Annotated in this window: 14 protein-coding genes and 1 tRNA gene; 3 read left to right on the top strand and 12 right to left on the bottom strand. The window is 63.2% G+C overall.

Annotated features, from left to right (window positions below; all coding sequences use genetic code 11):
* Window positions 1–106 precede the first annotated feature (106 nt).
* The 6 genes from CNE_RS10615 to CNE_RS10640 form a co-directional block, all read right to left on the bottom strand.
* Entirely contained in the window at window positions 107–1,498 is a 1,392-nt protein-coding gene (locus CNE_RS10615) for a replicative DNA helicase (protein WP_013957138.1), read from the bottom strand.
* A 168-nt stretch (window positions 1,499–1,666) separates the two neighbouring features.
* Window positions 1,667–2,119, bottom strand: a complete 453-nt coding sequence (gene rplI, locus CNE_RS10620; RefSeq protein ID WP_013957139.1) for a 50S ribosomal protein L9 — start codon at window positions 2,117–2,119, stop codon at window positions 1,667–1,669.
* Between the two features lie 32 nt (window positions 2,120–2,151).
* The gene (rpsR, locus tag CNE_RS10625; RefSeq protein WP_006163606.1) at window positions 2,152–2,430 is read right to left on the bottom strand and encodes a 30S ribosomal protein S18; all 279 of its coding nucleotides are present in this window, start codon (window positions 2,428–2,430) and stop codon (window positions 2,152–2,154) included.
* A 3-nt stretch (window positions 2,431–2,433) separates the two neighbouring features.
* On the bottom strand, window positions 2,434–2,733 hold the full coding sequence (gene priB, locus CNE_RS10630; protein ID WP_013957140.1) for a primosomal replication protein N: 300 nt from the start codon (window positions 2,731–2,733) through the stop codon (window positions 2,434–2,436).
* 77 nt (window positions 2,734–2,810) lie between these two features.
* Window positions 2,811–3,185: a 30S ribosomal protein S6 gene (rpsF, locus tag CNE_RS10635; RefSeq protein ID WP_010809513.1), complete on the bottom strand. Its 375-nt coding sequence runs from the start codon at window positions 3,183–3,185 to the stop codon at window positions 2,811–2,813.
* A 118-nt stretch (window positions 3,186–3,303) separates the two neighbouring features.
* The gene (locus CNE_RS10640) at window positions 3,304–4,296 is read right to left on the bottom strand and encodes an asparaginase (RefSeq protein WP_013957141.1); all 993 of its coding nucleotides are present in this window, start codon (window positions 4,294–4,296) and stop codon (window positions 3,304–3,306) included.
* Between the two features lie 257 nt (window positions 4,297–4,553).
* On the opposite strand from CNE_RS10640, the gene lexA reads away from it, so the two are divergent.
* On the top strand, window positions 4,554–5,207 hold the full coding sequence (gene lexA, locus CNE_RS10645; protein ID WP_013957143.1) for a transcriptional repressor LexA: 654 nt from the start codon (window positions 4,554–4,556) through the stop codon (window positions 5,205–5,207).
* A 110-nt stretch (window positions 5,208–5,317) separates the two neighbouring features.
* Window positions 5,318–5,488 carry a hypothetical protein gene (locus CNE_RS41700; RefSeq protein WP_010809510.1) on the top strand — a complete coding sequence of 57 codons (171 nt, stop codon included), beginning with the start codon at window positions 5,318–5,320 and terminating at the stop codon, window positions 5,486–5,488.
* Window positions 5,489–5,527: 39 nt separating this feature from the next.
* Here CNE_RS41700 and CNE_RS10650 read toward each other — a convergent pair whose 3' ends face one another.
* From CNE_RS10650 to dusA, 4 genes are all read right to left on the bottom strand, one after another.
* On the bottom strand, window positions 5,528–5,872 hold the full coding sequence (locus CNE_RS10650; protein ID WP_148271578.1) for a hypothetical protein: 345 nt from the start codon (window positions 5,870–5,872) through the stop codon (window positions 5,528–5,530).
* Window positions 5,873–5,963: 91 nt separating this feature from the next.
* A tRNA-His gene (locus CNE_RS10655) sits at window positions 5,964–6,039 on the bottom strand.
* A 106-nt stretch (window positions 6,040–6,145) separates the two neighbouring features.
* Window positions 6,146–6,457: a hypothetical protein gene (locus CNE_RS10660; RefSeq protein ID WP_013957145.1), complete on the bottom strand. Its 312-nt coding sequence runs from the start codon at window positions 6,455–6,457 to the stop codon at window positions 6,146–6,148.
* 976 nt (window positions 6,458–7,433) lie between these two features.
* Complete coding sequence (gene dusA / locus CNE_RS10665) at window positions 7,434–8,498, bottom strand: tRNA dihydrouridine(20/20a) synthase DusA (RefSeq protein ID WP_013957147.1); 1,065 nt, start codon at window positions 8,496–8,498, stop codon at window positions 7,434–7,436.
* 661 nt (window positions 8,499–9,159) lie between these two features.
* Here dusA and CNE_RS10675 point away from each other — a divergent pair.
* Window positions 9,160–9,462: a hypothetical protein gene (locus CNE_RS10675; protein WP_013957149.1), complete on the top strand. Its 303-nt coding sequence runs from the start codon at window positions 9,160–9,162 to the stop codon at window positions 9,460–9,462.
* Between the two features lie 1,362 nt (window positions 9,463–10,824).
* On the opposite strand, the gene CNE_RS10680 is transcribed toward CNE_RS10675, so the two are convergent.
* Together CNE_RS10680 and CNE_RS10685 are read right to left on the bottom strand one after the other, a co-directional pair.
* Entirely contained in the window at window positions 10,825–11,385 is a 561-nt protein-coding gene (locus tag CNE_RS10680; protein WP_013957150.1) for an NADPH-dependent FMN reductase, read from the bottom strand.
* Window positions 11,386–11,514: 129 nt separating this feature from the next.
* Window positions 11,515–12,603: an enoyl-CoA hydratase/isomerase family protein gene (locus tag CNE_RS10685; RefSeq protein ID WP_013957151.1), complete on the bottom strand. Its 1,089-nt coding sequence runs from the start codon at window positions 12,601–12,603 to the stop codon at window positions 11,515–11,517.
* Window positions 12,604–12,680: the final 77 nt, after the last annotated feature.

Raw genomic sequence — 12,680 nt, forward strand, 5'->3', positions numbered from 1 at the left:
ACTGTCATCAAAGCGCAATATTTTACAGGGTTACAGGGACATTGCCCGCGAATTTGGCGCAAACAAGACGGCGCCGCACAGACGATTGCAGGCTGGCTTGACTTCGTCAGGTGTCGTTGTCGAAGAAAGCCGGGCCGCCGCTGAAGTTGTCGAACTTCGTGAACTGGCCCAGGAAGGTCAGGCGCACCGTGCCGATCGGGCCGTTACGCTGCTTGCCGATAATGATCTCGGCCGTGCCCTTGTCCTGGGAGTCCGCGTTATAGACCTCGTCGCGGTAGATGAACAGGATCACGTCGGCATCCTGTTCGATAGCGCCGGATTCGCGCAGGTCGGACATCACCGGACGCTTGTTGGGGCGCTGTTCCAGGCTTCGGTTCAGCTGCGACAGTGCAATCACCGGGCAGTTGAGTTCCTTGGCCAGGCCCTTGAGCGAACGGGAAATTTCGGAAATTTCCGTGGCGCGGTTCTCGCCGCCGCCGGAACCTGACATCAGCTGAAGGTAATCGATGATGATCAGGCCAAGCTGCCCGCACTGGCGCGCCAGGCGCCGCGAACGGGCACGCAGCTCCATCGGGTTCAGCGCCGGCGTTTCGTCGATGAACAGCTGGGTGTCGTTCATGCGCTGGATCGCATGCGTCAGCCGCGGCCAGTCTTCATCCAGCAGGCGGCCCGTGCGCAGCCGGTGCTGGTCGAGGCGGCCGACCGAGCCGAGCATACGCATGGCCAGCTGGGTGCCCGCCATTTCCATCGAGAACACTGCCACCGGCAAGCCCTGCTCCACCGCCACGTGCTCGCCGATGTTCAGCGAGAACGCGGTCTTGCCCATCGACGGGCGGCCGGCCACGATGACCAGGTCGCCCGGCTGCATGCCGCTGGTCATCTTGTCCAGGTCGATGAAGCCGGTCGGGACGCCGGTGACGTCGGTGGTGGAATCGCGGTGATACAGCTCGTCGATGCGCTCGACCACCTGGGTCAGCAGCGGCTGGATTTCCTGGAAACCCTTCTGGCCGCGCGAGCCTTCTTCGGCAATCGCAAAGACCTTGGATTCGGCCTCATCCAGCAGTTCGCGCACCTCGCGGCCCTTGGGCGCAAACGCGGCCGAGGCGATATCGTCGGCCGCCGTCACCAGCTTGCGCAGCACCGAGCGCTCACGCACGATCTCGGCGTAGCGGCGGATATTGGCCGCGCTGGGCGTGTTCTGCGCCAGCGAATTCAGGTAGGCCAGCCCGCCCACCTCCTCGGCCTTGCCAGCCACCTGCAGCATTTCATAGACCGTGATCACGTCGGCCGGCTTGGTGGCCGAGATCAACCGGGCGATGCTCTGGAAGATCATCCGGTGGTCAAAACGGTAGAAATCCGCCTCGGAGATGAAGTCCGCAATGCGGTCCCAGGCGGCGTTGTCCAGCAGCAGGCCACCCAGCACCGATTGCTCGGCTTCGATGGAATGCGGCGGGACCTTGAGGTTCTCGAGTTGGGGGTCGGCGACAGGCGCGTTCATGGGGAGGGATTATACCGGCGGGTGGACGCACTTCGCCGTACATTTGGCGACCGGGCCTGCAATGACAAGCGAACAACAAAAAAGGCAGGAGCCAGGGCTCCTGCCTTTCTTGCTTGCAGTGCTTGCGGTGCTTCAGCCGGCGCAGCGCGCCGGCGAGGCGGCACGTCCTTAGACGCTCTCGCCCACGACCGACACGGTCACGTCGACCACGACGTCCGTGTGCAGCGCGACGCTGACCGGGTGGTCGCCCACCATCTTCAGCGGGCCGTTCGGCATGCGAACCTGGGCCTTTTCCAGCTTGAAGCCTTGGCCAGCCAGGGCTTCAGCGATGTCGGCGTTGGTCACGGAACCGAACAGGCGGCCGTCCACACCCGACTTCTGGCTGATCTGTACCGTCAGGCCGTTCAGCTTCTCGCCTTCGGCTTGCGCGGCGGCCAGCTTCTCGGCAGCGGCCTTTTCCAACTCGGCGCGCTTGACTTCGAATTCGGCGATCGCGGTTTGCGTAGCGCGGCGGGCCTTCTTGCCCGGGATCAGGAAGTTACGGGCGTAACCGTCCTTCACCTTGACGATGTCACCCAGGTTGCCCAGGTTGACGACTTTTTCCAGCAGAATAATTTGCATCGCATTCTCTCCTTAACGGACCTAGGGCCTGATCAGTTCTTGTGCAGGTCGGTGTACGGCATCAGCGCGAGGAAACGCGCACGCTTGATGGCCGTATCCAGCTGACGCTGATAGTGAGCCTTAGTACCGGTCAGGCGGGCCGGCGTGATCTTGCCGTTGTCGCCGATGAAGTCCTTCAGGGTGTCCAGATCCTTGTAGTCGATCTGTTCCACGCCAGCCACGGTGAAGCGGCAGAAGCGCTTGCGCTTGAACAGCGGGTTCTGTTGCTGGAAGCGCTTCTTGTTCTTGTTGTCACGTTTGACGAATGCCATGATTCAATCCTTTTCGAATGCTTTACATCCAGTGATGTGAAAGACGAGAGCCTTGCTGTTGCGGTGCCTGCGGGCCAGGAATCCTTCGCAGTCGAGCAGCGTGCCGAGCGGCAACCGCTCCAGACGCTGGCCAACCTGTCCGATCCCCATCGCTGCGATTGCAAACTCGACCTGCCGCGGCGTTTGCGCCTCGACGGCCTCGCCGCTGTACTGCAGGATGCAGTTCACGACGGGGACCCCGGCCGGGGTATAGCGCAGGGCATCGCGTTCCGCCAGGGTGGCGGCAAGCCGAAGCTGGTTCAACGCGGGGCCTCTTGCTGGTTGCAATCCATGCTGCCGTGGCTGACGCTGTCAGCCATGGCACGCACCGCAGTCCGCACTCAGGCGGCCTGGCCTTCGGTGGTCGTTTGCGCGGCCTTGCGGGCTTCTTCGCGCTGCACTTCCTTCATCATCGGCGAAGGTGCGGTCTCGGCCTTCTTGGTCTGCACGATCAGGTGGCGCAGGACGGCGTCGTTGAACTTGAACGCGTGTTCCAGTTCAGCCAGCGTTTCCTTGCCGCATTCGATGTTCAGGCAAACGTAGTGAGCCTTGGCCAGCTTCTGGATCATGTAAGCCATCTGGCGACGGCCCCAGTCTTCCACGCGGTGAACGTTGCCGTTCTGCGAGGTCACGAGCTGCTTGTAGCGCTCGATCATGGCCGGCACTTGTTCGCTCTGGTCCGGGTGGACGATGAAGACGATTTCGTAATGACGCATTGACGCTCCTTTTGGATTAGCCACCCGGGCGTCACGAGTCCGGTGTGGCAAGGTTGAATAGCTTTACATTATAGCGCGCGTATCGGCAAGTGCGCAAGCCGCTGTTTACACAGGCAAATCAGGCGTTGGCAATCAAGGCCTGCAGCCTCGCCGGATCCCGCGCCAGCCCTGCGTCGGCTGCCAGCGCCATGGCCAGCAGCACGCGCGCCTTATAGGGATTGAGGTCCGTTGCGGAAACAAAAGCCCCATCCGCCGGGCTGAGCTGGGGCGGAATCGCCACATGGCCGGCCCCGGTGCGGGAACTGCGCACCACGGCCACACCCGCGGCAGCGGCATCGGCCAGCGCCTCGGCCAGCACCTCATGCACCGAGCCATTGCCAGCGGCAGCCACCACGAGTCCGGCGACGCCCGCGCGGACCAGCGCATCCACAGCCACCCTGCCCGGCTGGGCGTAGCTGGCCACGATCTCCACCACCGGCCACGCCGTCGGCATCGGCCCGATCACCCAGGCCGCGCGCGGCGCGCGCGCGAAGCGCACGTAGTCATCCTGCACGAAACCCAGCGGCCCGCAGGCCGAGACAAAAGCATCGACCGCCGACGTGTGGGCCTTGGCCACATCCCGCGCAGCGTGGATCTGCTGGTTCAGCACCACCAGCACACCCTTGCCGCGCGCATCGGGATGAGCGGCCACGCGCACCGCATCCAGCAGGTTCAGCGGGCCATCGGCCGACAGCGACGTCGACGGCCGCATTGCCGCCGTCATCACCACGGGCACCGGACACGATTGCGTCAGGTGCAGCGCCATCGCGGTTTCTTCCAGTGTATCGGTGCCGTGCGTGATCACGATGCCGGCCACGTCGGGCTGCGCGGACCAGTGCTCAACCCGCGCCGCCAGCGTTTGCCAGAGCATGAAGGTCATGTCTTTGCTGTCGACCTGGGCCACCTGCTCGGCTTCGATGCGGGCCGCCGACTGCAGCGCGGGCACCGCTGCCAGCAACGACGACACCGGCACGGTCGCCGCCTGGTAGCGAGCGCTGCTGGCGGAGTTGCCGGCCGCGCCAGCGATGGTGCCGCCGGTGGCAAGTACGACGATGCGAGGCAATTGGGTCATGGAGGCGTGCAAAGAAAGTGGGAAAACAGGAATGCCGATTGTAACGGGCGCGCCCCGCCTCGCCGCGGGCCCGCGCTGGCGATCCACAATCCGTCCATGCGACACGCCCCAAAAATTCTGCTTGCGCTCAGGCCGATACTGTATAAAATCACAGCATACTGTTTAAACATACAGTGCCTGGCCAGCCGGATGCAGGATAAAGGATCGACCGATCCCTTACCCGGAATCCCCGCGGCCCCGCACGGAATGGCGATCCCATGGCGACCCTGACACCCCGGCAGCAGCAGATTTTCGATCTGATCCGCAACACGATCCGCCGCACCGGCTTTCCGCCCACGCGCGCCGAAATCGCCGCAGAATTCGGCTTCTCATCGCCCAATGCCGCAGAAGAACACCTGAGGGCGCTGGCACGCAAGGGCGTGATCGAATTGACCCCGGGCGCCTCACGCGGCATCCGCCTGAAGGTGGCACGCAGCGATTCGGAAATGCCTGACCAGTTTTCGTTGCCGATGGCCGGCGTGATGCAGCTGACGCTGCCGCTGGTGGGCCGCGTTGCTGCCGGCAGCCCGATACTCGCCGCCGAGCATATCGACCGCCAGTACCAGGTCGACGCCTCGGTCTTCGACGAACGCCCCGATTACCTGCTGCGCGTGCGCGGCCTGAGCATGCGCGATGCCGGCATCCTCGATGGCGACCTGCTGGCCGTGCGCCGCGCCAGCGAAGCCGCCAACGGCAAGATCGTGGTGGCGCGCCTAGGTGATGACGTGACCGTCAAGCGCCTGCAGCGGCGCGGTGGCCATATCGAACTGATCGCAGAAAACCCGGACTTCACCAACATCATCGTGGAGCCTGGCGAGGAGTTCTCGCTGGAAGGCATCGCCGTCGGTCTGATCCGATCTTCCGGCTTCTAGCCGGGCACCGCAGGCAGCGAGCCTGCGCGGGCCCACCCGCTTCCATTGCTTTGCAGACGCCACCCGGCTTGCCGGGTGTTGACCCCGCTTTGCCCAAAAGAGGTGCCACCATGCCGCAAATCCACCAAGTCGCCGCCCGTCGCCCGGTCAAGCCCGTGCCGTTCCGCCAGAGCAAGGGCGTACGCGTCTACCAGGGTACGCAGCGCCGCACCATGGTCGGCAGCATGGCGGCGATCTGCCGCATGCTTGAACTCGAAACCGCCGAAAAGCTGGCTGCCTGAACCCTGCGGGCGCAGCCCGCGTAGCCGTGGGCCCCGCCCTCAGCTACGCGCACACGCCTTGGCTTCGGCTTCCAGCTCCTGCGGCGTCAGCTGCGGGAACCACGTATCGCTCTTGCGCAGTTCCAGAGCCGTACCATCCGGCTTCGCCGTCAGCGAAATCAGATAGGCGTATCGGTATTCACCCCCAGACGTGGTCTGGCCGATGCGGATCTCAGTCTGGTTCTTCGCCGGATAGTTGATGACCGCGGCGTCATCGCCCAGATTGTTGCGCAGGCATTTCGCAACATCGCCCATCGTTGCTGGCGTGAACAAGCGCATGGGCGCACGCGCGCGAATGTCCTTTTCAGAAGTACCGGTGGCACACCCTGCCACCATGGCTGCCATCGCTACGCCAATCACTGCCGCTCGAACAGACATACCATCCCCGGGGAATGCAAAACGGCGCCCTCGCGAGGCGCCGTTCTGGAAAATGCTTTGGGGTGGCTGATGGGACTCGAACCCACGACGACAGGAATCACAATCCTGGACTCTACCAACTGAGCTACAGCCACCGTAGAGGTCATCAGCGCGTTACGTTGCTGATCGACGAAAACCAAGATTATACAAACAGTTTTCCGAGATGGCTAGTATCCGGCACAATTTTTTTTAGATAAAAGCTCAGGTTCGGGACGGGCTCCACTTTGCCTCAAGCAGCACTGCCTGCTTGATGGCCTCGACGGTCTCGGCTTCGGTATCGAACTGCCCCAACAGGCGGCGCGACTTGCCGTTCAGCACGGCTTCCTGCAACGCCTTGCCCGCGGCTTCCGAAGTGCCGGGGTGCCAGCAGTAGCGTGCCGTCCATTTGCCGTCCTGCAGTTGCTCGGCAACCCAGACCACCCTGAAGTCTTCATAGACAACACCGAACGGCGCTTCGTTTTCCACGTTTGCTCTTTCCACGCTGCCCCCTGCCGGCATCGGTCCGCATGCCATGCCTTGTCTCGCCTGGGGCAAATGCGAGGGATCGTATCACGGCCGCCGACCAGGGCGCCCGGCCCGGCTGGCACCTTCGCGCATGCCGTCGATCGCTCGCGGAAATATGCTGTGCACAGCCCCTACCTCTGCAGGGTTCATGCCGCAAATGCGCGAAGCGATACTTGCGCCTGAGGGACATTGACCCCCCTCGACCTTCCCGTCAGGCGGCCCGCCCCATCGGGCCGCCTGCCTCTTTTTGGCCACCCTGCCCGCTCATTGCCGTGGCGCCAGCACCTGGCGATGGAACCTCACGAGCGTATGCGAGCCCAATCGACGTCATCGACAAAATCGATACGTCAACGAACGCAGGGAACGGGAATGCAAATCAAGTGTAGATGGCCTGCGCGAATTCTTGCGCTGACAGTATTGGCGGCCTTGCTCGGCGGATGTGCTGGCGGCGGGCTCGACGGCAGGGAATCCAGCATCACGACATACGGCACGCTGGACGTAGGCATCAGCCATACGCGCTAGCCTGCCAGCGTGACCGATGGAACTCTTTACGAGGGCGACCGTCAAATTCCCTCGTCTGGCGCATGCAAAGCGAGCGCGCAAAAAAAGAGTCCGCAGCGCGGACTCTTAAATTTAGCGATCTCAAATGCCCTGAAGGCGGTTGCACTGTAACTGTCATCCCGGCAATGCACCATACGGGTAAACGAAGAGCAACAAGCCTGGCGTAGCAGCAAGAAAGCGCCGACAAAAAAAAGCCCGCCGAAGCGGGCTAATAATCAGTTGAAGAAAGCCCTGTATTCGAGGGCAGGCACAGTGTATGGAAGTGCCCTGCCTCAGCGAATTAGGGGAATCCCTTTCCTGGCGCCGGTTTCCGGGCGATCAGGCATTGCAAGTGCGGCGCGCGGTACCCCCGCGCAGCCATGCACATTTTCACGATTTGAAGTTAGAACGCGGCCTCGGCAGTGCGCGCGCGGGCCACGCTCGCTTACGCGGCAAGTGGCTCTTGTGTCTGCGGCCGCAAGTGCGCGCGCGCCTCTTCGAACAATGCATTCACATCGGCACGCGTGCGTGCCGCATTCATGCGCTTGGCATCCGACAGCACGCGGCGCCAGCCGCGCCCGCCCGCAATGCCACGATGCAGGCCGAGCATGTGGCGCGTGACCACACCCATATATCCACCCCGCTCCACCAGGTCGCCGATATAGCGCTGCATCGCCAGTTCGACGTCGAGCCGCGACGGCGTCGGCGCACTCGCATCGCCATAGAAGCGCGCATCCATTTCGGCCAATACATAGGGCTGATGGTATGCCTCGCGACCGATCATCACGCCATCGACGTGCTCGAGGTGGGCCGCCATCTCGTCATAGCTGACGATGCCGCCGTTGATCAGGATCTCCAGGCCCGGAAACTCCTGCTTCAGCTGGTACGCCACCTCATAGCGCAGCGGCGGAATCTCACGGTTTTCTTTCGGGCTCAGGCCCTTCAGGATCGCATTGCGCGCGTGGACGATAAACGTGCCGCAACCCGCCTCGGCCACCCGGCCGACGAAATCACGAACGAAATCGTAGTGCTCGATCTTGTCGATGCCGATGCGATGCTTGACGGTGACCGGGATGTCCACCGCTTCGCGCATCGCCTTGACGCAGTCGGCCACCAGTTGCGGCTCTGCCATCAGGCAGGCGCCGAAGGCCCCGCGCTGCACGCGCTCGGACGGGCAGCCGCAGTTCAGGTTGACTTCCGCATAGCCCCATTGCTGGCCCAGCTTGGCCGCCATGGCAAGATCGGCCGGCTCGCTGCCGCCCAACTGCAGCGCGACCGGGTGCTCGGCCGCATCGAAATCCAGATGGCGCGGGACGTCGCCATGCAGCAGCGCGCCGGTGGTCACCATCTCGGTGTACAGCCAGGTGTGGCGGCTGAGCTGGCGGTGGAACATGCGGCAGTGGCGGTCGGTCCAGTCCATCATCGGGGCCACAGATATTTTGCGAGCCCTTATATTTCCTTGTTTCCCGCCTGTAGCCTCAGTTTCCGGGGTGCCGTGAGTGCGTTCCATTTCCTGCCGATTCCGCCTATTTCGTCCAATTTTTCCGTCCCAAGCGCTACGATTTAGCACCATCTCAACTTTTGTAGCGCCGAGAATATGGGGACGATCACGCAGCGCGTGCGAAAGGACGGAAGTATAGGGTACACCGCGCAGGTTCGCCTGAGCCAAGGCAGCGCCGTCGTGTTCAACTTGGCGCACCTGAGCTCGGTCTTCTCTATCGCCCAGCCGGCATGGAGGTCCCCGCTCAACGAGCAAGCCATGGCGGATGCATGCAAGGTGCTCGGCAAGCTTGGAGGCATCAGTCGGTCGAAACGACAATAGGCCACGCAGGGATAGCCACCCTGAAGAAAATGACCGATGGCGATTCCGGTCAGCGCGCTATACTGTATATCCATACAGTACTCATCCATGCCCCCGCCATGTCGCCCGAACCTGCAAACTGCCCCATCTGCGGCGCTGCCGCCGAGCGCACTCGCGCCCCATCTCATGGCTACCTCTACCATTGCCCGAGCTGTGGCGCCTTTCTCATCACCAACAGCGCACTAGTCCGTAGGAAGGACATTCCGAGTTCCGCCCGGGAAAATGTCCGGCTGCTGCGGGCTTATGGCCACCAGCCGCAGATCGAGGTTTCTCGGGACGGCGTGCGCGTCGTCGCCGGTCGGAGCTGAGCATGGGCAACAGCAAACGCGCGGCAGGCTGCCATCTTCCGGCCACAACCCCCGAGCCGTTCCCCGCTCCCGGCGCAAACGGCATCCTCGGTCGAGTTCAGGGGCACTACATTGCCGCTGGCCTGCAGACGCTGCCTCGTGCCACGCACGACGGGCCGAGCCACCATGAGGTCCTGGTCGAGGCTGGGCACCTCGGCACCGTCCGGCTTTTCATCGAGAAGAAGCTGGCCCGCCACAACCGACACAGCCACTACTACTGGTCGGCCTATCGGGCTGAGCCAGCTGAAGAGCAACAGCACGGCTAGGCCAACTACCCCCGGGAAACCCGCTCGCAAGCACGCTTCCGCAATCCGGGTAGCGGTGGCGTACTCGGCCAGTGCATTGTTGATGCGAGGGGCGTTGTCCAGTGCTCCACAACTTCCGGTGGTGCCGCCGGATTTGACTCAAATGGAGTAGCAGCGTGTGAAGCTGGCTGCCGGCCCGGTAGCGGCACTATGTGCAGCATGCCAAAGAGTTAGTTGGGCTCAGCCCATCAGGCTTACTCGTTCATCCGACAGAGCTCAGGATGCCTGACGGCCGACCGCGATCACGCTCGGGCGTCCTTTAGTGTCCTCGATGCGTGGAAGGATGCCCGAAGCAATGCTCTGCCTAACCGCGGCTTTCAGCTCAGCAACATCCCAACGCCCCTGTTCGATGGCGCCCAGCGCATCGCCAGCGACTGCGAATCGCCCGCCACAGGCAGCGCAACGGTAAATGCGGCTGCCATGCAGGGGATCTTGTCGGTCGAGCCAGCGTCGCGCCAACGCGGTGCATAGCAAGCAAGGTACGGCTTCGGTTGTACTCACAGTCTAACCTTGGTCGATTGCCCAACCCGCCTGAATGCCGGCCCAGCGTGTTGCAGCCGATTTTCGGCTAGGGCGCGCATTATGGAATGCATGCCTCATCGCCCTACTCGGGTGGCCAGCGCAAAAAATGCGAAGACCGCCGGCATGCACTTGGCCAGTACCCCAAAGGCGATCAACTCCCTAAATAATGGCACCCGCAGCAGCCATGGGACCCATAGTTCAGGGGTCAGCATTAGGGACAGCAAGACATAAGTAGTCAATCCTGAGGCATAAGGGCGCATGACCGTGTCCTCGTAGTCGCAGTAGTGTCGACTTAAGTTTCAATTAAGAAACATCCCTTTGGAGGGTAGAACTGTTCGCAAGCCAACAGAACCAACCGGCGCAGCCGGGGGCAGCGCCCCCCCCTAATTAGAGGGATGTCCAGAATGAGGGATAGCGTCATGCTGACGGAAGCGCGCGGCTGCGACTCACGCGCTTCCACTTTCCGCCCTCGCCAACCCTGGCCGAGGGCTTTTCTTTGGTCGAACGGCACCTGATACCCGCCCCCGTTCGCCGCGCGGAGACTGGCCGCATCCCACCTGGATGAAGATTAGGCGACGGGGGGGGCGGTGCCGCCGGAGAGATTCAAGCGGCCCGGTCAACGTTGGCATCTTTGCCTACGACTCTTCGAATAATTTGGTCGGGCAAACAATGACTAGCAGCAGTACCACAAATCCACAAATGCACGGAACCGGGGCGGATGCGCACGCCTTCGTAACCTGGCACGCCCACGGGAGTTACAGGCTACCGCGTCGAGGTTCGCAGCGCACCGCCCCGGCAGTATCAGCGCGGCGCAGTCCGCTCGATCCAGCCTGCAAACGTCGTCAGAAATTTGCCGAGAAAGCCCTTGGTCGATTCATTGGCGATCGCGCCCTGCTCGTCAAGCAGCTTGTCGACGCCGCTGATATACGCCTCAGGCTGCTGCAGCATCGGGACATTGAGGAACACCATCGACTGGCGCAGGTGCTGGTTGGCACCGAAGCCACCGATAGCGCCGGGCGAAGCGCTGATGACGGCGCCAGGCTTGCCGTCCCAAACGCTGCTGCCGTAGGGCCGCGAGCCCACGTCGATGGCGTTCTTCAGCGGCGCGGGCACGGAGCGGTTGTATTCCGGGGTCACGAACAACACGGCGTCGGCGCGGCGGACGCGGTCGCGGAACGTGGTCCAGGCCTGGGTAGGTTTGTCGTCCAGGTCCTGGTTGTACAACTGCAGCTCGCCGATCTCGACAATCTCCAGCCTGAGCTGCGGCGGCGCCAGCGCGATCAGCGCCTTGGCCAGCTTACGGTTGTATGACTCCTTGCGCAGGCTTCCCACCAGTACAACGACATCACGAGGATTGCTCATTGCGACTCCTTTGACTGTGCGAACGGAATGACGCGGACGGCGCACGCGACCAGGGTTGGCCTGGCCCTGTGCGCCGGTCCAGCCGCAACTCTACCCGAGTCGGCGCCGGCGTGTCCTGCGCAGGAATCGTCAGGCAGCGATGCCCAGCGACGCCAGCGGATGCTCCCCGGCGCGCCACGGGCTGTCGAAGAACGACAGCACCTTCTCTCGGCTGACATCATCAAGCCGGGCGTGTTGCCAGCGCGGCTTGTGATCCTTGTCGACGGCGAGCGCGCGGATACCCTCGACACCATCGCCCTTACGGAACACGTAGTACATCATGTCCAGTTCCATGCGCAGCTCGTCTTCGAGCGACATGCTGCGCGCACGGCGGATCTGCTCCAGCGTCACGCACAGCATCAGCGGCGAGCGGCTGCGCAGCATGGCGGCGGTCTGCGCGGCCCAGTCACCCGCGGCGTCGCTGACGGCGGCAAGGATGTCCGGCATGGTGTTGCCCGCGAACAGGCTGTCGATCTGCGCCGACAACCCGCCCAGCGTGCTTTGCGCCGGCACGCAGTCATCGCGGTGCGCAGCGGTAAAGCCTTCGATGTGCGCCAGCACGGCGTCGCCGCTGGCAAACTGCTGTGTGCGCAGCGAATCGACCAGTTCGGCCAGCCAGTTGCCCGGCAGATAGGCGTCGGCCAGCCCGGCGTAGAGCGCGTCGGCGGCATGGATCACGGTGCCGGTCAGCCCCAGGTACTCGCCGATGCGGCCCGGCGTGCGCGCCAGGAACCAGCCGCCGCCCACATCCGGGAACAGTCCGATATTGGTTTCCGGCATCGCCATCTTGGTGCGATCGGTGACCAGGCGCAGCCGCGCCCCTTGCGAGATACCCATGCCGCCGCCCATCACCACGCCGTCCATCAGTGCGATATAGGGCTTGGCGTAGCGGTGGATCAGAAAGTTCAGCGCGTATTCCTCGACAAAGAACTGGTCGAGCAGCAGATCGCCTTCGTGCACAGCCTTGTGGAAATAGCGGATATCGCCACCAGCGCAGAAGGCCTTGCCGCCGGCACCCGCGACCACCACCGCCACCACCTCGGGCGCGGCGGCCCAGGTCTGCAGCGCCTGGGTGATGGCGCGGATCATGTCGAGCGACAGGGCGTTGAGCGCCTGCGGGCGGTTCAGCGTCAGGTATCCGATGCCACCGCGTACCTCTGTCGTGACGAATTCAGTCATGTCGTACTCCTCCAATGCAACTCGCGATTTTACGCCAGTCGCATTGGCAAGCGCACCCCTGCGGGCAGCTTGCGGCG

It is taken from the genome of Cupriavidus necator N-1 (assembly GCF_000219215.1).
GTDB lineage: Bacteria > Pseudomonadota > Gammaproteobacteria > Burkholderiales > Burkholderiaceae > Cupriavidus > Cupriavidus necator.

What these genes read in the sequence shown, in the direction of transcription:
- CNE_RS10615 (WP_013957138.1), bottom strand. Translation starts at nt 1,498, where the DNA reads ATGAACGCGCCTGTCGCCGACCCCCAACTCGAGAACCTCAAGGTCCCG.
- rplI (WP_013957139.1), bottom strand. Translation starts at nt 2,119, where the DNA reads ATGCAAATTATTCTGCTGGAAAAAGTCGTCAACCTGGGCAACCTGGGT.
- rpsR (WP_006163606.1), bottom strand. Translation starts at nt 2,430, where the DNA reads ATGGCATTCGTCAAACGTGACAACAAGAACAAGAAGCGCTTCCAGCAA.
- rpsF (WP_010809513.1), bottom strand. Translation starts at nt 3,185, where the DNA reads ATGCGTCATTACGAAATCGTCTTCATCGTCCACCCGGACCAGAGCGAA.
- CNE_RS10640 (WP_013957141.1), bottom strand. Translation starts at nt 4,296, where the DNA reads ATGACCCAATTGCCTCGCATCGTCGTACTTGCCACCGGCGGCACCATC.
- lexA (WP_013957143.1), top strand. Translation starts at nt 4,554, where the DNA reads ATGGCGACCCTGACACCCCGGCAGCAGCAGATTTTCGATCTGATCCGC.
- CNE_RS41700 (WP_010809510.1), top strand. Translation starts at nt 5,318, where the DNA reads ATGCCGCAAATCCACCAAGTCGCCGCCCGTCGCCCGGTCAAGCCCGTG.
- CNE_RS10650 (WP_148271578.1), bottom strand. Translation starts at nt 5,872, where the DNA reads ATGGCAGCCATGGTGGCAGGGTGTGCCACCGGTACTTCTGAAAAGGAC.
- CNE_RS10660 (WP_013957145.1), bottom strand. Translation starts at nt 6,457, where the DNA reads ATGGCATGCGGACCGATGCCGGCAGGGGGCAGCGTGGAAAGAGCAAAC.
- dusA (WP_013957147.1), bottom strand. Translation starts at nt 8,498, where the DNA reads ATGGAACGCACTCACGGCACCCCGGAAACTGAGGCTACAGGCGGGAAA.
- CNE_RS10675 (WP_013957149.1), top strand. Translation starts at nt 9,160, where the DNA reads ATGGGCAACAGCAAACGCGCGGCAGGCTGCCATCTTCCGGCCACAACC.
- CNE_RS10680 (WP_013957150.1), bottom strand. Translation starts at nt 11,385, where the DNA reads ATGAGCAATCCTCGTGATGTCGTTGTACTGGTGGGAAGCCTGCGCAAG.
- CNE_RS10685 (WP_013957151.1), bottom strand. Translation starts at nt 12,603, where the DNA reads ATGACTGAATTCGTCACGACAGAGGTACGCGGTGGCATCGGATACCTG.